The organism is Luteimonas sp. R10, assembly GCF_045689605.1.
Taxonomy (GTDB): domain Bacteria; phylum Pseudomonadota; class Gammaproteobacteria; order Xanthomonadales; family Xanthomonadaceae; genus Luteimonas.
The window spans coordinates 3,747,218-3,769,651 of sequence record NZ_CP141262.1; the positions used below are offsets into that span (position 1 = coordinate 3,747,218).

Annotated in this window: 20 protein-coding genes; 2 read left to right on the forward strand and 18 right to left on the reverse strand. The window is 71.1% G+C overall.

Annotation, left to right across the window (positions count from 1 at the left end; translation table 11 throughout):
- Positions 1-154: 154 nt before the first annotated feature.
- The 3 genes from U3649_RS16315 to rpoE form a co-directional block, all read right to left on the reverse strand.
- The gene (locus U3649_RS16315) at positions 155-1,750 is read right to left on the reverse strand and encodes a Do family serine endopeptidase (RefSeq protein ID WP_407352348.1); all 1,596 of its coding nucleotides are present in this window, start codon (positions 1,748-1,750) and stop codon (positions 155-157) included.
- Positions 1,751-1,844: 94 nt separating this feature from the next.
- The gene (locus tag U3649_RS16320) at positions 1,845-2,867 is read right to left on the reverse strand and encodes an RseA family anti-sigma factor (protein ID WP_407352349.1); all 1,023 of its coding nucleotides are present in this window, start codon (positions 2,865-2,867) and stop codon (positions 1,845-1,847) included.
- The gene (rpoE, locus tag U3649_RS16325) at positions 2,864-3,478 is read right to left on the reverse strand and encodes an RNA polymerase sigma factor RpoE (RefSeq protein WP_370563333.1); all 615 of its coding nucleotides are present in this window, start codon (positions 3,476-3,478) and stop codon (positions 2,864-2,866) included. Before rpoE ends, U3649_RS16320 begins: the two co-directional genes overlap by 4 nt.
- A gap of 234 nt (positions 3,479-3,712) precedes the next feature.
- On the opposite strand from rpoE, the gene U3649_RS16330 reads away from it, so the two are divergent.
- Positions 3,713-5,767 (forward strand): 3-hydroxyacyl-CoA dehydrogenase NAD-binding domain-containing protein, encoded by a 2,055-nt coding sequence (locus tag U3649_RS16330; RefSeq protein ID WP_407352350.1) that lies wholly within the window; start codon positions 3,713-3,715, stop codon positions 5,765-5,767.
- Between the two features lie 326 nt (positions 5,768-6,093).
- Here U3649_RS16330 and U3649_RS16335 read toward each other — a convergent pair whose 3' ends face one another.
- The 12 genes from U3649_RS16335 to ssb all read right to left on the reverse strand — a co-directional run bounded on the left by U3649_RS16335 (position 6,094) and on the right by ssb (position 16,932).
- Positions 6,094-6,453 carry a PilZ domain-containing protein gene (locus U3649_RS16335; RefSeq protein ID WP_407352351.1) on the reverse strand — a complete coding sequence of 120 codons (360 nt, stop codon included), beginning with the start codon at positions 6,451-6,453 and terminating at the stop codon, positions 6,094-6,096.
- A 2-nt stretch (positions 6,454-6,455) separates the two neighbouring features.
- The gene (locus U3649_RS16340; protein WP_407354646.1) at positions 6,456-7,403 is read right to left on the reverse strand and encodes a DNA polymerase III subunit delta'; all 948 of its coding nucleotides are present in this window, start codon (positions 7,401-7,403) and stop codon (positions 6,456-6,458) included.
- Positions 7,400-8,041: a dTMP kinase gene (gene tmk / locus U3649_RS16345; RefSeq protein ID WP_407352352.1), complete on the reverse strand. Its 642-nt coding sequence runs from the start codon at positions 8,039-8,041 to the stop codon at positions 7,400-7,402. The genes U3649_RS16340 and tmk overlap by 4 nt, the downstream gene beginning before the upstream one ends.
- A complete protein-coding gene (gene mltG / locus U3649_RS16350) occupies positions 8,038-9,099 on the reverse strand; it encodes an endolytic transglycosylase MltG (protein ID WP_407352353.1) in 1,062 nt (353 codons plus the stop codon). Before mltG ends, tmk begins: the two co-directional genes overlap by 4 nt.
- 125 nt (positions 9,100-9,224) lie before the next feature.
- Entirely contained in the window at positions 9,225-10,571 is a 1,347-nt protein-coding gene (locus tag U3649_RS16355) for an aminodeoxychorismate synthase component I (protein WP_407352354.1), read from the reverse strand.
- 79 nt (positions 10,572-10,650) lie between these two features.
- Positions 10,651-12,192 (reverse strand): AbgT family transporter, encoded by a 1,542-nt coding sequence (locus U3649_RS16360; RefSeq protein ID WP_407352355.1) that lies wholly within the window; start codon positions 12,190-12,192, stop codon positions 10,651-10,653.
- A gap of 167 nt (positions 12,193-12,359) precedes the next feature.
- Positions 12,360-12,854, reverse strand: coding sequence for a DUF4019 domain-containing protein (locus tag U3649_RS16365; RefSeq protein WP_407352356.1), 495 nt, complete (start codon positions 12,852-12,854; stop codon positions 12,360-12,362).
- 117 nt (positions 12,855-12,971) lie between these two features.
- Positions 12,972-13,889 carry a dTDP-4-dehydrorhamnose reductase gene (rfbD, locus tag U3649_RS16370; RefSeq protein WP_407352357.1) on the reverse strand — a complete coding sequence of 306 codons (918 nt, stop codon included), beginning with the start codon at positions 13,887-13,889 and terminating at the stop codon, positions 12,972-12,974.
- Positions 13,886-14,443: a dTDP-4-dehydrorhamnose 3,5-epimerase gene (rfbC, locus tag U3649_RS16375; RefSeq protein ID WP_407352358.1), complete on the reverse strand. Its 558-nt coding sequence runs from the start codon at positions 14,441-14,443 to the stop codon at positions 13,886-13,888. Before rfbC ends, rfbD begins: the two co-directional genes overlap by 4 nt.
- A complete protein-coding gene (rfbA, locus tag U3649_RS16380; protein WP_407352359.1) occupies positions 14,440-15,327 on the reverse strand; it encodes a glucose-1-phosphate thymidylyltransferase RfbA in 888 nt (295 codons plus the stop codon). Before rfbA ends, rfbC begins: the two co-directional genes overlap by 4 nt.
- Positions 15,324-16,379 (reverse strand): dTDP-glucose 4,6-dehydratase, encoded by a 1,056-nt coding sequence (gene rfbB, locus U3649_RS16385; protein WP_407352360.1) that lies wholly within the window; start codon positions 16,377-16,379, stop codon positions 15,324-15,326. Before rfbB ends, rfbA begins: the two co-directional genes overlap by 4 nt.
- A 67-nt stretch (positions 16,380-16,446) precedes the next feature.
- On the reverse strand, positions 16,447-16,932 hold the full coding sequence (gene ssb, locus U3649_RS16390) for a single-stranded DNA-binding protein (protein ID WP_407352361.1): 486 nt from the start codon (positions 16,930-16,932) through the stop codon (positions 16,447-16,449).
- Between the two features lie 172 nt (positions 16,933-17,104).
- Between ssb and U3649_RS16395 the strand changes: the two genes are divergently transcribed.
- The gene (locus U3649_RS16395; protein ID WP_407352362.1) at positions 17,105-18,100 is read left to right on the forward strand and encodes a polyprenyl synthetase family protein; all 996 of its coding nucleotides are present in this window, start codon (positions 17,105-17,107) and stop codon (positions 18,098-18,100) included.
- Between the two features lie 190 nt (positions 18,101-18,290).
- Here the strand turns inward: U3649_RS16395 and U3649_RS16400 are convergent, their stop codons facing one another.
- From U3649_RS16400 to U3649_RS16410, 3 genes are all read right to left on the reverse strand, one after another.
- Complete coding sequence (locus U3649_RS16400) at positions 18,291-19,106, reverse strand: dienelactone hydrolase family protein (RefSeq protein WP_407352363.1); 816 nt, start codon at positions 19,104-19,106, stop codon at positions 18,291-18,293.
- Positions 19,107-19,420: 314 nt separating this feature from the next.
- A complete protein-coding gene (gene murD / locus U3649_RS16405) occupies positions 19,421-20,941 on the reverse strand; it encodes a UDP-N-acetylmuramoyl-L-alanine--D-glutamate ligase (protein WP_407352364.1) in 1,521 nt (506 codons plus the stop codon).
- A complete protein-coding gene (locus U3649_RS16410) occupies positions 20,922-22,415 on the reverse strand; it encodes an endonuclease domain-containing protein (protein ID WP_407354647.1) in 1,494 nt (497 codons plus the stop codon). Before U3649_RS16410 ends, murD begins: the two co-directional genes overlap by 20 nt.
- Positions 22,416-22,434 lie beyond the last annotated feature (19 nt).

Sequence of the window (22,434 nt, forward strand, 5' to 3'; positions counted from 1 at the left end):
CGCTCCCACAGGGACACTGAGCCCTTACTTGTGGGAGCGACGGAAGTCGCGACCGAGAACAAAAAGCGGGTGGCGCCCCAGGGCCACCTGCGCGACTTCCCGCCGGCGGCATGCCGCCGGCGTTCCCACTGCAAGCGACGTCGGCGCCGACGCGCTACTCCTCGTCGTCCCCGCGCGGGGTGACCGCGACGAACTGGCTGCCGCCGTTGCGGTTGACCAGCAGCATCACCGTCTGCCCGGGCTTCACGTCGCGCAGCTGGCGGTCCAGCGCCGACGCGCTGCCGACCGGCGTACGGCCGACCCGCAGCACCACGTCGCCGGGCTGGATCCCGGCCTGCCGGGCGGCCACGCCTTCGACACCGACGATGCGCACGCCCTCGTCCTCCTCCAGGCCGAGCTGGCGGCGCTGGGCGGTGGTCAGGTCCTGCGCGACCAGGCCGAGCGGATTGGACGAAGTCGATTCCGACGGCCGTGGCGCGCTGCGAGGCGCACCACGACCGGGGATACCCGCCAGCAGGCTTTCGTCGAGTTCCGCCAGGGTGACGTCGAACTCCCGGTTCCGGCCTTCCCGGAACACGGTGACCTTCACGCGCGTGCCGGGCGCCTTGTTGCCGACGATCGGCGGCAGGTCGCTGGGCTGGGTGATGGTGATGCCATCGACTTCGCGGATGACGTCGCCGACCTCGATGCCGGCCTTCTCGGCCGGGCTGCCGGGGACGACCTCGTTCACCAGCGCACCCAGGGTATCGGGCAGGCCGAATCCGCGCGCCTGCTCGGTGCTGATGCTCGCGGCCTGGAACTGCACCCCGATCTGGCCGCGCTGCACCCGGCCCGAGGTCTTGAGCTGCTCGGCCACGTTCATCGCCATGTCGATCGGGATGGCGAAGCTCACGCCCATGTAGCCGCCGGAGTTGCTGAAGATCTGCGAGTTGATGCCGATCACCTCGCCACTCGTATTGAGCAGCGGCCCGCCGGAATTACCGCGGTTGATCGCGACGTCGGTCTGGATGAACGGCACGTACTGCTGGTTGGCGTAGGGATTGGAACGGCCGACCGCGCTGACGATGCCGGCGGTGACCGACTGGTCGAGCCCGAACGGCGAGCCGATCGCCACCGCCCACTGCCCCGGCTTGACCTGGCGCGAATCGCCCGCGCGCAGCACCGGCAGGCCGCTGGCGTCGATCTTGAGCACGGCGACGTCCGACTGCACGTCGCTGCCGACGACCTCGGCGGTGAACTCGCGCCGGTCGTGCAGGCGCACCTTCACCTCGTCGGCGTTGTCGATGACGTGGTGGTTGGTCAGCACGTAGCCGTCGGCGGAAATCAGGAACCCGGTACCCATCGAAGTGCCGCGCGGGCCGCTGGGCCCGCCCGGTCCCTGCGGCCCGCCCGGGCCACCCGGGAACGGGAATCCGGGGCCGAAGAAGCGCCGGAAGATCTCCGGAATCATTTCGTCCTCGGGCATCTGCCCGCCGCGGCGCTGGCTGCGCTGCGCGGTGGGCGCGCCGATGGTCGCCTCGACGTTGACCACGCCCGGACCGACCTGCTCGACCAGGCGGGTGAAGTCCGGGAGGCCGGTCACCAGCGGCTGCGCGGGCGCGCGCGCTGCCTGCGGCGCCGTCTCCTGGGCGGCGGCGGCGGCGGCGGCGGCGGTGGGCGCGGAGACTGGTTCGGTAGTGGGCAGCACCGCCGCCGCGGTGGCGGCAGCGGTGACCAGCACGAGGGCAACGGCAGGTAGCGGGGCTTTCATCGGGGAACCATCCTCGATAAATCGTTGAAAGGGAGTGATCGTGCGGTGCCGCTATCCAGCGGCGTCGGCGGACGCCCGCCGAACGCGTCGCCAGCTAGCGCGGTTCGCCGGGCCCGGCGTCGGTCTCGGCGACCGGGGCCGCGGACGCGCCGATGGCGGTGGCCGGCGCGAACGCGGTGCCGGCCGCACTCGATCCGGCCAGGCCGGAGGGCATCCGCGGCTCGAAGGGGTGGAACGAGGCGGCGGCGCCGGAATCGCCGTAACCGACCGTGAAACCGCCACCGCGGCCGCTCAACTCGGGTGCGACCGCGCGCGGCCACGGACGGCTCGGCAAGGCAGCGGTCACGGCGAACGGATCGACGGCGGCGGCTCCGGAATCGATGGCGGCAACCGTCGGGGACAGGACTGCGGCGGGCGGGACCGGCAGCGCCTGCAGGTCGACTGCAGGCGGCGACGGATTGCGCGCCGCCACCGCAACCGGCACCTGTTCCGCGCGGCGCTGCTCGCGCGTGGTCGCCGCGCGCTGGCTCTGGCCGCGCGAACGCCGCTCCTCGTTGCGGCGCGGGATCTCGGCGACCGCGACCGCCGCGGCACCCGCCAGGGCGAGACCGGACTCGAGCGCACCGGCGTCGCCCCCAGGCGTCTCCGTCTCATCGCTCGCCTCGGGCGTGGGCACCGCGGCGATCGTCGGCACGGGCGCCTCGGCGCCTTCGCCCGGCGCCTGCAGCGGCTCGCGCGCGACGAACAGCGCCGCCATCGCCACCGAGGCGGCCAGCGCCGCGCCACCGCCCCAGCGCCACAGGCGCGTTCGCTCGGCGGCGGCCGGTGCCGGCTCGGCGGCGCCGCTGTCGTCGGCGATCGCGCGTGCGACGTGCTGGGCGAAGTCCGCCGGCAGCAGCGCGTTGCGCTGTCCCCGCAGCACGTCGCCGCAGACCTGCCAGCGCTCCCAGCAGCTGGCCAGCTCGGTATCGTGCTGCAGCCGCCGCAGCATGAAGCGGGCCTGGTCCGGCGACAGCTCGCCATCGAGCATCGCCGACAGCTGCTGGCAATGGTAGAGGTAGAGCTTGTCGGGATCGGGTCCGATCTGCAGGGCGTCGCTGTCGTCGGTCGGCATCATCGGGTGGCACGCTCGGCTGTTGTTTCGGTGTCCATCAGGGGTTTGAGCTCCAGGTCGATCGCCTCGCGGGCGCGGAAGATGCGCGAGCGCACCGTTCCGATCGGGCAGTCCATGCGTTGGGCGATCTCCTCGTAGCTCAGTCCGTCGACTTCGCGCAACGTGATCGCCACGCGCAGCTCCTCGGGCAACCCTTCGACCGCGCGCATCACCGTTTGTTCCAACTGCTGGCGCATCAGTTCACGCTCCGGCGTATCGGTGTCGCGCAGGCGCACGCCGGAATCGAACTGCTCGGCGTCGCCGACGTCGATGTCCTCGGTGGGCGGACGGCGGTTGCCGGAAACGAGGTGGTTCTTGGCGGTATTGACCGCGATCCGGTGCAGCCAGGTGTAGAACTGGGCATCGCCGCGGAAGTTGCCGATCGCACGGTAGGCACGGATGAACGTCTCCTGGGCCACGTCCTGGCATTCGCTCCAGTCCTGCACGTAGCGGCCGATCAGCGCCGCGATCCGGTGCTGGTACTTGCGTACCAGCAGGTCGAAAGCCGCGCTGTCGCCGCGCTGCACGCGCCTGACCAGCTCCTGGTCCAACTGATGGGTATCGTTTTCGGCCATCGGGCCGGCGCTCCTTCTCGCCCGGCCGTTCGGCTGGGCACTGTGACCTTCGGCAGGGGTCGAAGTTCCGCTTGCTACGGTGATGGGATCTGGGGCCGGCGCGCCACTGCCACAAGCCATGCGTCGATCTCCGGCGGCGCCACGCGCCTGCGGAACGTTCCGACGGGCGGATTTGACGCCGGCCGAACGACCTCTGGATCATAAGGGATTCCCGTACCCTAACGGATGGTCCCGATGATTGCAGGCCTCGACGGACTGCGCTTCAGCCACTGGCAAGCCGAGCAACGCGAGGACGGCGTGCTCGTGCTGTCGTTCGACCGCGCCGGCGAATCGGTCAATACCTTCGCCCAGGACGTGCTGATCGAGCTGGACAGCCTGCTGGAACGGCTGGCGCTGGATCCACCGCAGGCGGTGGTGTTGCGCTCGGCCAAGGCCAAGGGCTTCATCGCCGGCGCCGACATCCGCGAGTTCCGCGAGTTCGATGCCAAGGGCACGATTGGCGACTCGATCCGCCGCGGCCAGCAGGTGTTCCAGCGCCTGGCGGAGCTGCCCTGCCCCACCGTCGCCGCGATCCACGGCTTCTGCATGGGCGGCGGCACCGAGATCGCGCTGGCCTGCGACTACCGCGTCGCCAGCAACGATCCGTCCACGCGCATCGGCCTGCCCGAGGTGAAGCTCGGCATCTACCCCGGCTGGGGCGGCAGCGTGCGGCTGCCGCGGCTGGTGGGCGCGCCGGCGGCGTTCGACATGATGCTGACCGGGCGCAGCCTGTCGGCCTCGGCGGCGCGCGCGACCGGGCTGGTCGACCAGGTGTCGGAACCGGCGCTGCTGGTCGATACCGCCGCGACGCTCGCGCGCAAGGGCCGGCAGCGGCCGTTCAAGCAGCGCTTCCTGGGCTGGCTCACCAACACCTGGCCGGCGCGGCAGCTCCTGGCGCCGGTGCTGGTCAAGCAGGTCGCGCGCAAGGCGCGCAGGGAGCACTATCCGGCGCCTTACGCCATGATCGAGACCTGGCGCCGCAGCGGCGGCGGCACCCAGGCGCTGCTGGCGGCCGAGCGCAAGTCGGTGGTCAAGCTGGCCGCCACCCCGACCGCGCGCAACCTGACCCGGGTGTTCTTCCTGCAGGAACGGCTGAAGGGCCTGGGCGGCAAGGACCATGGCGTGACCCGCCTGCACGTGGTCGGCGCCGGGGTGATGGGCGGCGACATCGCCACCTGGTCGGCCTACAAGGGCTTCCAGGTCACGCTGCAGGATCGCGAGCAGCCCTACATCGACAAGGCGCTCGCACGTGCGCAGGAACTGTTCGCGAAGAAGGTCAAGGACGACAACAAGCGCCCGGAGGTCGCGGCGCGGTTGCAGTCCGACCTGGAAGGCGCGGGGGCGGCGCAGGCGGACCTGGTGATCGAGGCGATCATCGAGGACGCCGACGCCAAGCGCGGGCTGTACGCGCAGGTCGAGCCGAAGCTCAAGCCCGACGCGCTGCTCACCAGCAACACCTCGTCGATCCCGCTGACCGAACTGCGCGAAGGCATCCGCCGCCCGGACCGGTTCGCCGGCCTGCACTACTTCAATCCGGTGTCGCAGATGCCGCTGGTGGAGATCGTGCGCCACGACGCGATGGCGCCGGAGACGGAAAAGCGCCTGGCGGCGTTCTGCCGCGCGCTGGACAAGCTGCCGGTGCCGGTCGCCGGCACGCCGGGCTTCCTGGTCAACCGGTTGCTGTTCCCGTACATGCTGGAGGCGGCGACCGCGTATTCGGAAGGCGTGCCGGGCGCGGCGATCGACAAGGCGGCGGTGCGCTTCGGCATGCCGATGGGGCCGATCGAGCTGATCGACACCGTCGGCCTGGACGTCGCCTCCGGCGTCGGCCAGGAGCTGGCGCCGTTCCTCGGCCTGGAGATTCCGCCGGCGCTGGCGACACCACCCGAGCCCGGCAAGCGCGGCAAGAAGGACGGCCAGGGCCTGTACGCCTGGGAGAACGGCAAGCCGAAGAAGCCGGAGCTGCCGAAGGACTACGAGGCGCCGGAGGACCTGGAGGACCGGCTGGTCCTGGCGCTGCTCAACGAGGCGGTGGCGGCGCTGCACGAAGGGGTGGTCGAGGATGCCGACCTGCTCGACGCCGGGGTGATCTTCGGCACCGGTTTCGCGCCGTTCCGTGGCGGCCCGATCCAGTACATCCGCGAGACCGGCGCCGACGCGTTGCGGGAGAAGCTTCGGGCGCTGCAGGCCAAGCACGGCGATCGTTTCGCGCCGCGGCCGGGCTGGGACGCCGCGGCGCTGCGCCCTTAGCGCATGCGGAGCCGGTGCTCCGTAGAGCGGAGCTCGTTCCGCTGCGTCGGCTCCGGAACCAGGAGCAGCCGGCAAGCTCGGCTCTACGAGGGGCGCCGGAGCCGGTGCCATGCGCGTGCTGCGGAAGCAGCCTGGCGGGGGACACCGCGGCACTGCGCCCGTGGCGCATCGGAGTCGGCTGCCCATTTTCATGGCCTGCTCCGCCGCAACGAACAAGGCCCCATGGCAGGTGCGGCCTGCCGGGCCGCGTAGAGCCGAGCTTGCTCGGCTGCGCGGGCTCCGGAGCCGAGAGCAGCGGAGCAAGCTCCGCTCTACGGCGGCGGGACCTACATCGTGTGCGTGGGCTTTTCCGCGTTGAGCGTCCCCGCCAGCAGGGTCTCGATCCTGCCCTTCACCGCCTCACCTTCGCCGGTGTCGGCGAACTGCACGCCGATGCCGGCGGTGCGATTGCCCTGGGCGCCGGGCGGCGTCACCCACACCACCTTGCCGGCGACCGGCAGCCGTTCGTTCGACTCGGGCAGCACCAGCAGCAGGAACACCTCGTCGCCGATGAAGTAGCGTTTGGGCGTGGGGACGAAGATGCCGCCGTGCTTGAGATAGGGCATGTAGGCGTTGTACAGCGCCGCCTTGTCTTTCACCGTCAGCGACAGGATGCCCTGCCGCGCACCCGCGCCGGTTGCCGCCATGGTCATCTCCTCCCTCGTCCGTCGCGCCGGCCGGCCGCGTCCGCGCGCCAGGCCAGCAGCAGTTCGATCACCGCAAGGTCGGCGCGCACCGTGGTGCGCAGCAGGTCGCGGGTGCGATTGGCCGCGTCGAACCACGCCACCAGCCTGCGGCTTCGCATCGGGTCGGTCAAGCCGGCGGCCTGCGCCGCCGCCAGGTCGGCGGCATGGCGCAGGCGCTGGGCAGCAGCGTCGTCGTCGGTCCAGCGGCGGGCGGCTTCGGACACCGCCAGTTCGCCGCGTGCGATCGCCGTGAGATCGGCGGCGACGGAGCGGCGCAGTTCCATGCCGCCGTCGCGCAGCCAGGCGTCGGCGAGCCCGGGATGGCCGCGGGCGGCATCGAGCGCCTCGCCGGCGGCGTCCGTGGAATGCCCCTGCGCCTGCAGCCAGGACAGCGCCTCCTCGTGCGGCGGCAGGCGGAGCTCCAGCCGCTGGCAGCGGCTGCGGATCGTCGCCGGCAGCCGCATCGGATTGGCCGCGACCAGCCACAGGTAGCGGCCGGGATGCGGCTCCTCGAGGGTCTTGAGCAGCGCGTTGCAGGCGGCGTGGTTGATGGCGTCGGCCGGGTCGATCAGCGCGACCCGGGAGGCGCCGTACTGCGGCGTGAGGGTCAGCTTGGCGGACAACTCGCGGATCTGCTCGATCACGATCTCGCTGCGCAGGCGGCTGCCGTCCTTGGTCGGAATGAAGCCGATCGCACTGTAGTCGGGATGGGAGCCGGCGGCGAACAGCCGTTGCGCGCGCGGGTCCTGCCCGCAGCCCAGCACGTGCTGCGCCAGCCGCTCGGCGACCGCGCGCTTGCCCAGCAGCGCCGGACCGCACAGCAGCAGGGCGTGGCCCATGCGCCCGCTGTCCAGGGCTTCGGCGGCGCGGTCGTAGGCGCGCTGCTGCCAGGGCGCGAAGCCCCCGGTCACGCCCGCGCCCGCCATGCCTGCAGCTGCCGCACCGCCTCTGCGGCGACCGCGTCGGCCGCCTGCGCGGCGTCGATCACGCGGAAGCGGCCCGGCTCTGCGGCGGCGCGCGCGCGGTAACCGGCGCGCACGCGCTCGAAGAAGTCGTCGCGCTCGCGCTCGATGCGGTCCGGGCGGGGATCGCGGCCGCGGGTCCGCGCGCGGCCGCGGTCCACGTCGATGTCGAGCAGCAGGGTCAATCCCGGCTGCAGGCCGACCGCGTGCCGCTCGAGCGCGGCGATGAAGCCGGTGTCCAGCCCGCGGCCGCTCCCCTGGTAGGCGTAGCTGGAGTCGGTGAAGCGGTCGCAGAGCACCCAGGCGCCGCGCTCGAGCGCCGGGCGGATGGTCTCGCGCACGTGCTGCGCGCGCGCTGCGAACATCAGCAGCAGCTCGGTCTCGGCGGCGGGCGGCTCGTGGCCGGGGTCGAGCAGCAGGCCACGGATCATCTCCGCCAGCGGGGTGCCGCCCGGCTCGCGGGTGCACGCCACGTCCTCGCCGGCGCTTCGCAACGCGTCGCGCAGCGCCTCGAGCACCGTGGTCTTGCCGGCGCCCTCGCCGCCTTCCAGCGACACGAAGCGCGGATGGGAAGGCGGCCGGATCATTGCGAATCCGGCGCGAAGCGTTCGCGGTAGCGCCGCACGTACTGGCGCACCGCGGCGTTGTGCTCGGCATAGGTGCGCGAGAACACGTGGCGGCCGCTGCCGTCGCCGACGGCGACGAAGTACAGGGTGTCGCCGGGCGCGGGATGGGTCGCGGCATGGATCGCCTCGGCGCCGGCCATCGCGATCGGCGTCGGCGGCAGGCCGTCGCGGGTGTAGGTGTTGTAGGGCGTGTCGGTCTGCAAGTCGCGGCGGCGGATGTTGCCGTCGTAGCCGCTGCCGATGCCGTAGATCACCGTGGGGTCGGTTTGCAGGCGCATGCCGGCCTGCAGCCGGCGCACGAACACGCCGGCGATCTCGCCGCGCTCCTCGGCGATACCGGTCTCCTTCTCGATGATCGAGGCCAGGACCAGCGCCTCCTCCCGAGACGCCAGCGGCAGGTCCTCGGCGCGCGAGGCCCAGGCGGCGTCGAGCGCCGCCTCCAGCGCCGTGTTCGCGCGCCGGAGCAGGTCCAGGTCGCTGTCGCCGCGGGTGTAGAGGTAGGTCTCGGGCAGGAAGCGGCCCTCCGGATGGACGCCGGGCTGGCCCAGCGCGGCCATCAGCGCCGCATCGTCGAGTTCCGCGGTCTCGTTCAGCAGAGGATCGGCGCGCTCCAGGGCGGCACGCAGTTCACGGATGTTCCAGCCCTCGACGATGGTGAAACGATGGCGGACGACCTTGCCGTCGCGCATCCGCAGCAACACCTCGCGCGCGCTGGTGCCGGGCTCGAGCGCATACTCGCCCACCTGCAGGTGGCCGGCGGCGCCGAGCCGCCGCGCCAGCAGCCGCCACTCGAGCTCGTGCCCGTCGCGCACGCCGGCGTCGCGCAGCTTCGCCAGCACGCGCTGGAAGGAATCGCCGCGCTCGACCAGCACGGTATCGCCGGCGTCGATGCCGGACAGCGGGCCGTCCACGAACGCCTGGTAGCGCGCGTACGCCCAGTACGCCAGCGCACCGGCGGCGAGCGCCGACAGCACGAACAGGACGCCGATCGCGCGCCTGCCCTTACCGGAGCCGCCCACCGGCACCTCCACAAAACATCGGAATCGGACTCATGCTGTCAGGATACCGCGCCAGGCAGCCTTTTCCGCTGCGGCACTGCGCGATACGCGCACAAGACGCGCTCCATTGCAGCCATGCAACTGCATCAGGAACCCAGCGCCCGCAGCATCCCCCGCGCCTTGGCCCGCGTCTCCTCCAGCTCCCGCAACGGATCGGAGTCGGCGACGATGCCGGCGCCGGTGCGAAACCGCAGCACGTCGCCCTCGACCTCGGCGCTGCGGATGAGGATGTTCAGGTCGAGGTCGCCGTCGCGGTTCAGCCAGCCCATCGCACCGGTGTAGGCGCCGCGGCCTCTCGCCTCGAGTTCGGCGATGATCTGCATGCAGCGCACCTTGGGGCAGCCGGTGATGGTGCCGCCGGGAAACACCGCCGCGACCACCTCGCCCGGCGTGGCCCCGGCACGCAGACGCCCGCGCACGTTGCTGACGATGTGGTGCACCTGGGCGTAGCTCTCCACCGTCATCAGCTCGTCGACCTCGACGCTGCCCGGCACGCAGACACGGCCGAGGTCGTTGCGCTCCAGGTCGACCAGCATCACGTGCTCGGCGCGCTCCTTCGGATGCCCGGCCAGTTCGCGCACCCGCGCCGCGTCGTCGTCGCCCGCCAGGCGCGGGCGGGTGCCGGCGATCGGGCGGGTCTCGACCAGGTCGCCACGGATCGACACCAGCCGCTCGGGCGACGCGCTGACCACGCTGCAGCCGGCGTCGGCGAACAGCCCCGAGAACGGCGCCGGGCTGACCGCGCGCAGGCGCGCGTACAGGGCCGCCGGATCCGGCGGCGCGTCGAAGCGCGCATGCCAAGCGCGCGACAGGTTGACCTGGAACACGTCGCCGGCGGCGAGATAACCGAGGATCCGCGCGACGCCGGCGACGAAGGCATCGGCATCGTCCTCGTGCAGCGTCCGCGGCGCGCGCCACGGCGGGGCGTGGAGCGTGCCGCCGGCGTCCGCGTCGGCGGCGATCCGCGCCAGCAGGGCCCCGTGGCCGCGCTCGGCCAGGGCGACGCACTCGCCGGTGGCGTGGTCGCGCAGGATCGCCGCCGGGCAACGCAGCGCGCAGGCCACCGGCAGCGCTCCGGCCGCGGCAGGCAGCCGCAGCACCGGCTCCACCTGCCCCGCCAGTTCGTATCCCAGGAACAGCGCCCAGCCGCCGCGGAACGGCCAGCGTGGCTCCTCCCGCGGCAGCCGCAGCTCGCGCCAGCGGGCGTCGAGTGCGTCCAGGAAGCCGCCGTCGACCGGCGCCCCGGCGGCATCGCGCGTGGTGCCGTCGGGATCGAGCCGCAGCGACGGCCCGCTCGCCAGCAGCAGCAGGTCCCAGCGCGCCTGCGCCGTGCCGTGGGCGACCGACTGCAGCAGCAGCGGGTAGCGCGGCGGGGCCAGGCGATGGATCGCGAGCAGGTCGGTGTCGGGCGGGAGCGGTCGGGTGATCAGCACGGCGTTGCTCGCGGCAGTCGGCGGCTGGAGTCGGAAAGGCTTCTTGCGCCCGCTTTCGAGGCCGGCATGCGGACCGCGTTCAACCGGCCGGGACGTAGTGCAACGGCGACCCGGGTCCGATCGGCGCGCCGATCGCCATCCAGATCGAGAACAGGATCGTCCAGCCGATCAGGAAGGTGATCGAATACGGCAACATCACCGCCACCACCGTGCCGATGCCCGCCTTCGGCTCGTAGCGCTGCAGGAAGGCGATGATCAACGCGAAGTAGCTCATCATCGGCGAGATGATGTTGGTCACCGAATCGCCGATGCGATAGCCGATCTGGGTGAGCTCGGGCGAGTAGCCGAGCAGCATGAACATCGGGATGAACACCGGCGCCATCAGCGCCCACTTGGCCGAGGCCGAGCCCATGAACAGGTTGGCGCAGGCGGTCAGCAGGATGAAGGCGGCGAACAGCACGATCCCCGGCAGCTGCAGCTGCGCCAGCACCCCGGCACCGTTGACCGCGAAGATCAGCCCGAGCTGGGTCCAGTTGAAGAACGCGACGAACTGCGCGGCGAAGAACACCAGCACCAGGTACACGCCCAGCGTGCTCATGCTCTGGCCCATGCCCTTGATGACGTCCTGGTCGCTGCGGATGGTCCCGGCGCCGATCCCGTAGGCGACGCCGGCGACCACGCCGTAGGCGAAGATCAGGGCGACGATGCCCTGCAGGAACGGCGAGTTGAGCAGGTCGCCGTCCTCGGGATTGCGCAGGAAACCGTCGGCCGGCAGCGTGCCCCACAGCACCAGCGCGGTCAGCACGGCGCTGGCGACGAGCGCGAACAGCAGGCCGCGCCGCTCCTCGCGGGTCATCGGCTCGATTCTGCCGTCGGCGTCCTCCTTCGGCGCATCGGGAAAGCGCCTCGCGACCACCCGCTCGGTCACCCACCAGCCCAGGCCGGTGACCAGGAAGGTCGACACGATCATGAAGTACCAGTTCGCCGCCGGGCTGACGGTGTAGGCCGGGTCGATGATCCGCGCGGCTTCCTGCGAAAGGCCCGCCAGCAGCGGGTCGATCGTGCCCAGCAGCAGGTTGGCCGAGTAGCCGCCGGACACCCCGGCGAACGCGGCGGCCATGCCGAGGATCGGATGGCGGTTGGCCGCCAGGAACACCAGCCCGGCCAGCGGCACCAGCAGCACGTAGCCGATCTCGCTGGCCATGTTCGACATCACCCCGGCGAACACCATCACCGGCGTGAGCAGGAAACGCGGCGCCGCCAGCACCAGCTGCCGCAGCGCGGCGCCGATCAGGCCCGAATGCTCGGCCACGCCGATGCCGATCAGCGACACCAGCACCGTGCCCAGCGGCGCGAAGCTGGTGAAGTTGGTGACCAGCCCGGTGAGGATGCGGTGCAGCCCCGCCACGCTCAGCAGGTTGACCGGGGTGATGGTCTCGCCGGTGGTCGGGTGCTGCACCGACATGCCGAGCTGAGAGGTGATCCACGACAGTACGATCACCAGCAGGGCCAGGATCGCGAACAACGTCGCCGGGTGCGGCAGCGCGTTGCCCCCCGACTCGACGATGTTGAGGAAGCGGTCGATCGCGGAGCGCTTGGGCGCGGCGGGCGTCTCGGTCATCGGATCACGCGGTCTTCTGTGGCCGGATTCCCGACCGGAGCGGGAGCGCAGCCGGGCCCGACGCTCGCCGCCCGCCGTCCGCCGTCCGGAAGCCGGGGCCGGATGGGCCTGGACACGACAACGGGATCCAGGCGGATCCCGTCGCGGGCAATCAGCGGCAAGCAACGTCAGCGCAGGCTGTAGCCGGAAACGCGCCAAACCTTGTCCTCGTCGAGCCGGAACGACACCAGCTCGCGCACCGGCTCTTCGTTGTTGGCGAACTTGGTCGGGAAGGCGACGTTGATGTAGATCCCTTCCGGCACTTCGCCGCCGGCCTGGAACTGCGAACGCGACACCACCGCGTCGCCGCGGGTGCTCGGCGCGCCGAGCCGCTGGCGATCGCCGGTGATCTGCTGCACGAAGCTTTCGCGCGGAACCATCCGCTTGACCGCCGCCGTCGACATGTCCCAGACCTCGCCGGCCTGGTTGGCGTCGATCATCTGCACCACCTGTTGCGCGGCGCGGGTCATGTCCGCGTCCTGGCGCTGCAACTGCGCCTGCTGCTCCGGCGTCAACTGCTGTTGCTGCGCCTGCGGTTGGGGCTGCTGCTGTGGCTGTTGCGCGGCGGCAACGCCGGCGCAGGCCGACAGTGCAACCGCCAGGGCGATCGGCTGGAATTTCATGCAGTACCCTCCTGAATCCGTACCGGAAAGGCGCCTAGTGTATGTCAGCGCCGGCGACCGAAGGCAAGCGGCGCCCTCGCGGCGGCCGGATGGCGCGGTGCGGCCGCCCTCCCCCGTTCACGGCGGATCCGTCGCGGACGTGCCCGCCATCCGGGCCAGGACCCCGTCCAGGGCACTGCGCCACTCCGGCACGTCGATGCCGAAGTCCTCCCGGAAACGCGAAGAATCCAGGCAGGAACGCCCCGGCCGCCTTGCCGTCGCCGGATAGTCCGATGTCGCGACCGCAACCAGTTCCGGGCGCCGGCCGAGCAGCCCACGCGCCTGCGCGAGTTCGAAGATGGCGTCGGCGAAACCGTACCAACTGGTGCAGCCCGCGGCGGAAACATGCCACAGGCCGGAACCGGCAGGGGATCGCTGCAGCACGCGAGCCGTGGCGTCGGCGAGCCAGGAGGCGGGCGTCGGCGAGCCGAACTGATCGTCGACCACGCGTACGGCGCCGTGCTCGGCCGCCAGGCGCAGCATCGTCAGCAGGAAGTTTCGCCCATGCGCGGCATAGATCCACGACGTGCGCAGCAACAGATGGCGCGCACCGCTGCCCCGTACCGCCTCCTCCCCGGCCAGCTTGCTGGCGCCATAGACGTTGAGGGGCGCGGGCGCGTCGCTTTCGCGGCGCGGCCGCCCGGATCCGTCGTCGAAGACGTAGTCGGTGGAGTAATGCACCAGCAGGGCACCGCGTCGGGCGCAGGCGGCGGCGATGGCGGCGGGCGCTTCGGCATTGACCCGAAACGCGCGTCCAGACGCGGCCTCCGCCAAGTCCACCGCCGTATCGGCGGCGGCGTTGACGACGACGTCGGGAGCGGCACGGTCGACCAGGGCGGCCAGCGTATCCGGCCGTTCCAGGTCCGCGGCTTCGCAACGGCCGCCGTCGGCGAGCCTGCCGTTCCGCGTCGAGAGCACGAGCGTCCCCAGAGGCGCGAGTGCGCGGCGCAGCTCGCGCCCGACCTGCCCATCGGCGCCGAACAACAGGATTCTCATTCCCGGTACTGCGGCAGGCGCGCTTCCGGCACGTCGGCGAGGAACGGCGCGTGTGCGTCCTTCGTCGACAACACGGGGCTGGAGATGGGCCAGTCGATCGCCAGGTCGGCATCGTTCCAACGGATACCGGCATCGGCTTCGCGATCGTAGGTCGAGGTGCAGAGATAGGTCATCAGCGTCCTCTCGGAGAGCGCGACGAATCCGTGCGCGAATCCCTCGGGCACCCAGAACTGCCTTCTGTTGGCGGCGCTGAGATGGACCGCCGTCCAGCGCCCGAACGTGGGCGAGCCGCGACGGATGTCGACCGCGACGTCCCAGGCCTCGCCCTCCAGTACCGACATGTATTTGCCCTGCGGGTTCGGCCATTGGTAGTGCAGGCCCCGCAACACGTCGAGCGAGGACAAGGACACGTTTCCCTGCACGAAGGCCGGAGCGAGCCCGTATTCCGCGAGCCGGTCGTAATTGAACGCTTCGTAGAAGGACCCACGTTCGTCCTCGAATACGCCCGGCTCGAGAATCAGGCAACCCGGCAGGTCGGTTTCGACCACCCTCATGTCACTACCGGGCTTTCGGCGAGCACGAGCAAATATTCGCCGTAGCCATTCTTCGCCAGTGGCGCGGCCAGCGTGCGCAAATGATCCGAATCTATCCACCCGTTGCGCCAGGCGATCTCCTCCGGGCAACACACTCGCAGTCCCTGCCGCGCCTCGATGGTGCCGATGTAATTCGACGCCTCGAGCAGGGACTGGTGCGTCCCGGTATCCAGCCAGGCGTAACCACGCCCAAGCTTCTCCAGGTGCAGCGAACCTTCGTCGAGGTAGCAACGGCTGAGATCGGTGATCTCCAGTTCGCCGCGGGCCGAAGGCACCAGGGTCGCGGCGAAGTCGCTCGCGCGCCCGTCGTAGAAGTACAGGCCGGTGACGGCGTAGTTGGACCGCGGCTCGGACGGCTTTTCCTCGAGGCCGACGACACGCCCCCCGCCATCGAACTCCGCCACGCCGTAACGTTGCGGATCGCGGACCCAGTAGCCGAAGACCGATGCGCCGCGGGTCCGCGCATCCGCGCCGCGAAGCAGCCCGGTGAGTCCCGGGCCATGGAAGATGTTGTCGCCCAGCACCAGGCAGCTGGGCCGTCCCTCCAGGAAGTCGCGACCGATCAGGAACGCCTGCGCCAGGCCCTCGGGCCTGGGCTGGGCGGCGTACTCGATCCGCATGCCCCATTGCGATCCGTCGCCGAGCAGCGCCTTGAACAGCGCCTGCTCGTGCGGCGTGTTGATCACCAGCACTTCGCGGATGCCCGCCAGCATGAGCACGCTGAGCGGATAATAGACCATCGGCTTGTCGTAGACCGGCAACAGCTGCTTGCTGATCCCCTGCGTGATCGGGTAGAGCCGGGTTCCGGAGCCGCCGGCGAGCACGATGCCGCGTCGTTGCGTCATGCCGCGCTCCCGATCCGCTCCAGGCGATAGCTGCCGTCGAGCACGCGCCGGACCCAGGCCTGGTTGTCGAGATACCAGTCGACCGTGCGGGCGATGCCTTCCTCGAAGGTCACCCCGGGACGCCAGCCGAGCTCCCGCTGCAGCTTCGAGGCGTCGATCGCATAGCGACGGTCGTGCCCGGGCCGGTCGGCCACGAAGGTGATCAGATCGGCGCGCGGGCGCCCGTCCGCAAGTGGCCGCCGCTGGTCCAGCAGGCGGCAGATGGCCTTCACCACCTCGATGTTCTCGCGCTCGGCGTCGCCTCCGACGTTGTAGGTCTCGCCCACGCCGCCACGTTCGAGCACGAAGCGGATCGCCGCGCAGTGATCGCCGACATAGAGCCAGTCGCGGACGTTGCGGCCGTCGCCGTACACCGGCAGCGGCTCGCCGGCGAGCGCCTTGGCGATCACCAGCGGTATGAGCTTTTCCGGGAACTGGTAGGGACCGTAGTTGTTCGAGCAGTTCGTGGTCAGGGTCGGCAGGCCATAGGTGTGGTGAAAGGCACGCACCAGGTGATCCGAGGCCGCCTTGGACGCGGAGTACGGCGAGTTCGGCGCGTAGGGCGTGGTTTCGCTGAACCGGCCGGACGCGCCCAGCGACCCGTAGACCTCGTCGGTGGACACGTGCAGAAAGCGGAAGCCCTCGCGCATCGGCGGGCGCAGTTCGCGCCAGTGGTCGCGCACCGTCTCGAGCAACGCCAGCGTCCCCACCACGTTGGTCTGCACGAACGCCGCCGGACCATCGATCGAGCGGTCGACGTGGCTCTCCGCCGCGAAGTTGATCACCGCCTCAGGGCGATGTCGCGCCAGCAGGGCGTCCACGAGCGCGCGGTCGCCGATGTCGCCCTGGACGAAGACGTGGCCGGGATGGCCCTCCAGCGACGCCAGCGTGTCGAGATTCCCGGCGTAGGTGAGCAGGTCCAGATTCACCACCCGGATTCCGGCCGAGACCGCTTCCAGGACGAAGTTCGCACCGATGAATCCGGCGCCACCAGTGACCAGCCAAGTCGGCATTCCCACCTCGAGGTTCAAGAAGACAGGTCCGGACCGGTGCGGCGGCACGGGTTCACGCGCCGCCCGCTCAGAACGGGATGTCGTCGTCCGAGAAGTCGTCCATCGGCGCCGGTTGCGAGGACGGCTGCCTGCGCGGCGCCGCCGACTCCTGCCGCTGCGGGCGCGCCGGACGTTCGCCGCCACCACCGCCACCGCCCCCGCCCCCGCCGCCACCTTCGCCGCGGCCGCCGAGCATCTGCATCTCGTTGGCCACGATCTCGGTGAAGTATTTCTCCACCCCGTCCTGGCCGGTGTACTTGTCGTAGCGGATCTCGCCCTCGACGTAGACCTGCGACCCCTTGCGCAGGTACTCGCCGGCGATCTCGCCGAGCTTGCCGAAGAAGGTCACCCGGTGCCACTGGGTGTTCTCCTGCATGTTGCCGTCGCGGTCCTTGCGCACGCTGGTGGTGGCCAGGCTGATCTTGGTGATGGCCATGCCGCCCTGGGTGTACTTGGTTTCGGGGTCGTTGCCGAGATTGCCGACCAGGATCGCCTTGTTGATGCCACGGGCCATGAAAGAGGTTCCTTGGATTGCTTGCCGGAAGCGGCGAGGACGATTGGATTATAGCGGCCGGCGCCCGGCTATCCGAGCCAATCCCGATCCGGCGTCGGGGAATGCCGTGCCGGCGCGTCGGAGCGCGCGGCGCCGGCCCGTATAATCCCGGCTTCCCCGGCACGGCGACCCCATGGACCAGGCCAATCTCGCGAATCCCCCCGACCTGGCCGCGATCCAGGCCCTGGCCGCGCCGGACATGGCCGCGGTCGACGCCCTGATCCGCCGCCGCCTGGCCTCGGAGGTGGTGCTGATCAACCAGGTCGCCGAGCACATCGTCTCCGCCGGCGGCAAGCGCCTGCGGCCGATGCTGGTCGCCCTGGCCGGCCGCGCCTGCGGCGGCGGCGGGCCGGAGCACCACCAGCTGGCGGCGATCGTCGAATTCATCCACACCTCCACCCTGCTGCACGACGACGTGGTCGACGAATCCGACCTGCGCCGCGGCCGCCGCACCGCCAACGCCATCTGGGGCAATGCCGCCAGCGTGCTGGTCGGCGATTTCCTCTATTCGCGCAGCTTCCAGCTGATGGTGGAGCTGGACCGGATGGAAGTGATGCGGATCCTCGCCGACACCACCAACCGCATCGCCGAGGGCGAGGTGCTGCAGCTGCTGCACGTGCGCAACCCCGACACCGACGAGGCCGCCTACCTCGACGTGATCGAACGCAAGACCGCGGTGCTGTTCGCCGCGGGCACCCGGCTGGGCGCGCTGGCCGCCGGCGCCGATGCCGGCGCCCAGCAGGCGCTGTACGACTACGGCCTGCAGCTGGGCCATGCGTTCCAGATCGCCGACGACGTGCTCGACTACAGCGCCGACGCCGACGCGCTGGGCAAGAACCTGGGCGACGACCTCGCCGAGGGCAAGGCGACCCTGCCGCTGATCCACGCCATGGCGCGATCGGAGGCGCCGGTCCGCGAGCGCCTGCGCGGCATCGTCGAGAACGGCGACGGCGACGCGATGGCGGAGGTGCTGGCGGCGATCGAGGCCACCGACGGGCTCGGCTACAGCCGCCGGCGTGCGCGCGAATACGCCGAAGCCGCCGAACGCGCGCTCGACCGGCTGCCGGACAATGCCGCGGTCGCGGCCCTGCGCGGGCTCGCCCGCTACGCGGTGGAGCGCGGACACTGACGGGCGCTGCGAACCGCAACCCTGCCCGCTGCACCTTCGAGGAAAAACGTCCGGCACATGTGGGAGCGACGGCAGTCGTGACCGCCCGCGTCCGTGCAGATGGCGGCAGGGACGGCAAAGATCGCAACCCGCCGCCATGTCGCGCCTGCCGTCGCTCCCACAGGAGCTTGCAGCGAAGCTGCGCCGGCCGTCAGGCGCCGTCGTTGGAAAGGACCTCCCCGAAGAAGTCGTCGATCATCCGGAACGCGCGCCGGGCGGCACGCTCGTCGTAGCGGCAGTTGTCGCCGGGATCGGCGTCCGCATCCTCGACCTGGGTGAAACAGTGGCGCGCGCCGCCGAAGTCGACGAACTGCCAGTCCGCGCCGGCGGCGTCCATCTCCTGCCCGAAGGCGACGATCTGCGCGTCGGTGACGGAGGTGTCGTCGGCGCCGTTGAGCACCAGCACCGAGGCGCCGATCCGGTTGTCGCCGGTCGGCAGGTGCGTTTCGAGGCCACCGTGCACGCTGACCACGCCGGCGACATCGGCACCCGAGCGCGCCAGTTCCAGCACCGCCGAACCGCCGAAGCAGAACCCGATCGCGGCGATCCGCTCCGGATCCAGCGGCGCCTGGCCGGCCTGCGCCGCCAGCGCCTGCACCGCAACGGCAACACGCGCGCGCAATGTCCTGCCGCCGTCCGAGTAGACCTGCATGACCTGCTGCCGCGCCTGGCCGTCGTCCGCCGGGCGCACGCCCTTGCCGTACACGTCGGCCACCAACACCACGTAATCGTCGCCGGCCAGCGCGCGTGCGCGCGCGACCGCATGATCGCTCACGCCCATCCAGTTCGGCACCATCACCAGGCCCGGACGCGGGCCGCTTTCGGCATCGTCGTAGACCAGGACGCCGCTGAAGGTCTTCTCGTCGATGGTCCACTCCACCGGATCGGCCCTGGGCGCCGCCGATGCGGTGGCGGCGGCAGCGGCGAACAGCGGCGACAACAGCATCGCGAACGTGATCCGGGGCATGGCGGTTCCCTGCTGTGGTGAACCCCGAGCCTAGCGCGATCGCATGCGCGCCGGGTGAAGCGCGCCGCCGTGGGGCGGCCTCCGCAGCGGGCGCGCCAGAGCAGCTAGGCGGTTCCCGCCCCCGTAGAGCCGAGCTTGCTCGGCTGCTCCTGCGGCCGGAGCCCGCACCGCCAGCGGAGCAAGCTCCGCTCTACGGCGACGGTGCGCGAACCGATCGAGGCCTCCGCCCCGTAGAACCGAGCTTGCCCGGCTGCTCCTGCGGCCGGAGCCCACCGCCAGCGGAGCAAGCTCCGCTCTACGGTCGGGCGCGATCGTCAGGCGATGCCGAGGCCCGGGATCGCGGCGATCGTGTCCGGATCGAAGCCGCCCAGCGCGGCGAAATGGCGGCCGCGCTCGGTGTAGTCGCGATAAGGACCGAAGCTCGGCGCGCCCGGCGACAGCAGGATCACGCCGCCCGCCTCACCGAGCGCGGCACGGGCGGCGTCGACCGCCGCGGCCAGGCTCTCGGCCGCACCGAGCCGCCATCGTCCATCCGCCACCGCGGCGAGCGCATCGTGGATCCGCGGTCCGTTCTGCCCCATCGTCACCACCGCATGCGGCGGCCGCCCGCGCAGGCGATCGGCGAACACGCTCCAGTCCACGCCGCGGTCGTGGCCGCCGAGCAGGATCGCCACGCGCACGTCGCGATAGACCTCCAGCGCCGCCAGGCTGGCGTGCGGCGTGGTGCTGATCGAATCGTTGACCCAGACGATGCCGTCGCGCTCGCCCAGCACCTGCAACCGGTGCGGCAGCGGCGCGAACGCGGCCGCGTGCGGCGCCAGCGCGGCGGCATCGAGGCCGAACGCGTCGATCGCCGTCAACGCCGCGCACAGGTTGCCGAGATTGTGGCGGCCGGGCAGCGGCAGCCCGGCGGTGTCGAGCACGGCGTCCTCGCCCCGATGCAGCATGCCGCCGCGCAGGTGCCAGCCGTCTGCGCGGTTGAACCAACGCACCACGCCGGCCGCACTGCCCCCGCTGTGGGAGTGGCGGCATGCTGCCGCCGGGACATCGCGACTTTCTTCCGCGCGGGTTGTCGCGACTTCCGTCGCTCCCACACCCGATTCGATCCGCTCGCCCAGCGCCACCAGCCTCGGATCCTCCGCGTTGAGCACGGCGACGCGCGGATTCGCCTCGGTCAGCAGCGCCAGCTTGTCGTCGACGTAGCGCTGCTCGCTGCCGTGCCAGTCCAGGTGCTCCGGAAAGACGTTGGTGACCACCGCGATCTCCGGCCGCGCGCCGGAGGCCGCGACGTCGCGGGTCTGGTAGCTGGACAGCTCGACCACCCAGGCGTCGGCCTGGTCGTCGATCAACTCCAGCAGCGGCAGGCCGATGTTGCCCGCCAATGCGGTGCGTTGCCCGCCGGCACGCAGCAGGTGCGCCAGCAGCGCGCTGGTGGTGCTCTTGCCCTTGGTGCCGGTGACGCACAGCGTACGCGCGTCGGCACGCCCGGCGAACCACAGCGCGGTGCCGCCGACGAAGCGCGTGCCCCGCTCCGCCGCGGCCAGCGCTTCGGGGCGGTAGGCACTGATGCCGGGCGACTTGATCACCACGTCGAACGCCGCCAGCCGCTCCGCCGTCGCCTCCGTCTCCACCGTCAGCGCCGAGTCCCCCAGTGCCCGCGCTTCATCCGCCTCGTCTGCATTGCAGAACAACGTCAACGGCAGCCGCCCTGCTTCATACGAATCACGAATCACCAATCCCGAATCACCGGCGCGCAACGCGCGCCATGCCGCCCGGCCCTCGCGGCCCCAGCCCCACAGCGCGACGCGGCGCCCTTCAAGCTGCGAAATGCGCACGCAGCCGCTCCCACAACGGTGCCGCGATCCGGTGGGTGTCGTCGATCCGCAGCAGCGGCTCGATGGCCAGCTCCTGCGCATCGAGCTGCGGTGCGATCTCGCGCTCGAAGCGCTTGACCACCGCGTCCTCGCGCCACTCCGGCCGCTGCGCCAGCGCCGCCATCGCCGCGCGCGATTCGCGCGCCTCGCCGACGCATTCGAACGGCTTGTGGTCGCGGTATTCCAGCAATGCGTCGTAGCCGGGAACCTGCTCCGCGTCGTCGAGCAGGTTGCGGCCGAAGATCGCCACCAGCCGCGGCTTGGGCATGAACGGCGCCAGCGCCAGGAACACGAAATGGCACTTCGGGCAGATCCCGCACCAGCGGTTGACCGGGCGCTCGCCGAGCAGGTGGAAGTTGCGGTTGCAGCTGGAGAAATGCGCGTCGTAGCGGTCGCTCCGGGCGAACTGCCGCGCCACCGCCAGCTCCGAGAACGGCCGCAGCAGCGAGTAGTAGTGCAGGTCGGCGGCGACGTGGCGCTGCAGGTAGGCGCCGACGTCGCGTTCGAACGTCCAGCCTTTCGACCACTGGTGGTTCACCTCGCCGGTGCCTTCGATCAGGCTGCCGTAGCTGGCCGAACGCTCGTTGGAGAACACCACCTGGTCGACGCCGTGCAGGATCGCGGCGAAGGCGAGGATCGCCGAGTTGATCGCGGTCACCGGGATATGCCCGTTCCAGGCGCCCTGCCGGTTGTAGTCGAACAGCTCCGGCGCCAGCTGGCGGCCGATGTTGAGCGTCGGCAGTCCGGTGCGTTCGGCGCAGGCGCGGATCAGCTGCGAGCCGCCGATCCAGGCCACGGTCTGCGCCACGCCGGCCGCGCGCAGCGCCTCGATCGACACCAGCGAATCCTTGCCGCCGCCGATCGCGACCAGCGCGTGCTGTTGGAGTCCCAGCACCGGCGCTTCAACGCCCTCTCTCCCGCTCGCGGGGGAGAGGGTTGGGGTGAGGGGGAATACCGGAGCCGGCCGCCGTTCGGCAGTCGAGGACATGCTTGTAGATTCAGAGCCTCGCACTCGATGCTCTTTCGGCCCAGCCATTACGTCGGCTCCGTCCACCCCCTCACCCTGCCCTCTCCCCCGCAAGCGGGGGAGAGGGTTCTTCTGGTGGGGAAAGCTGATGCGCCCATGCAGGTCCAACCCGTTGCAATAGGCGAACTCGCCCAGGCCGTGCACATAGATCTCTTCCAGCAACGCCGCTGTTTCCGCGTCGATCGCGGCATCGTCGATGCGGATCTCCGCCGGCACCGCGGCCTTGTAGTAGCTCACCCCGGCCACCAGGTGCAGCAGCCGCAGCGCGCGCGCGGCGGCCGCGGCGCGCGCCGCGCCCAGCGCGAACGGCGCCCCCGGCACGGTGACCGTCTCCACCAGCTCCGGGCCGTCGTCGAAGGCGTAGACCAGCTGCGCCACCCCGGTCTGCGGGTCGAAGCCGCAGCGCACGAAACGGAACGCGCCGATC

Coding starts and splice junctions, on each gene's coding strand:
- ssb (WP_407352361.1), bottom strand. CDS start 16,932: ATGGCCCGTGGCATCAACAAGGCGATCCTGGTCGGCAATCTCGGCAAC.
- rfbA (WP_407352359.1), bottom strand. CDS start 15,327: ATGACGCAACGACGCGGCATCGTGCTCGCCGGCGGCTCCGGAACCCGG.
- U3649_RS16335 (WP_407352351.1), bottom strand. CDS start 6,453: ATGGCGGCAACCGGCGCGGGTGCGCGGCAGGGCATCCTGTCGCTGACG.
- U3649_RS16400 (WP_407352363.1), bottom strand. CDS start 19,106: ATGCCCCGGATCACGTTCGCGATGCTGTTGTCGCCGCTGTTCGCCGCT.
- U3649_RS16330 (WP_407352350.1), top strand. CDS start 3,713: ATGATTGCAGGCCTCGACGGACTGCGCTTCAGCCACTGGCAAGCCGAG.
- rpoE (WP_370563333.1), bottom strand. CDS start 3,478: ATGGCCGAAAACGATACCCATCAGTTGGACCAGGAGCTGGTCAGGCGC.
- rfbC (WP_407352358.1), bottom strand. CDS start 14,443: ATGAGGGTGGTCGAAACCGACCTGCCGGGTTGCCTGATTCTCGAGCCG.
- U3649_RS16360 (WP_407352355.1), bottom strand. CDS start 12,192: ATGACCGAGACGCCCGCCGCGCCCAAGCGCTCCGCGATCGACCGCTTC.
- rfbB (WP_407352360.1), bottom strand. CDS start 16,379: ATGCCGACTTGGCTGGTCACTGGTGGCGCCGGATTCATCGGTGCGAAC.
- U3649_RS16395 (WP_407352362.1), top strand. CDS start 17,105: ATGGACCAGGCCAATCTCGCGAATCCCCCCGACCTGGCCGCGATCCAG.
- U3649_RS16365 (WP_407352356.1), bottom strand. CDS start 12,854: ATGAAATTCCAGCCGATCGCCCTGGCGGTTGCACTGTCGGCCTGCGCC.
- rfbD (WP_407352357.1), bottom strand. CDS start 13,889: ATGAGAATCCTGTTGTTCGGCGCCGATGGGCAGGTCGGGCGCGAGCTG.
- U3649_RS16320 (WP_407352349.1), bottom strand. CDS start 2,867: ATGATGCCGACCGACGACAGCGACGCCCTGCAGATCGGACCCGATCCC.
- tmk (WP_407352352.1), bottom strand. CDS start 8,041: ATGATCCGGCCGCCTTCCCATCCGCGCTTCGTGTCGCTGGAAGGCGGC.
- U3649_RS16315 (WP_407352348.1), bottom strand. CDS start 1,750: ATGAAAGCCCCGCTACCTGCCGTTGCCCTCGTGCTGGTCACCGCTGCC.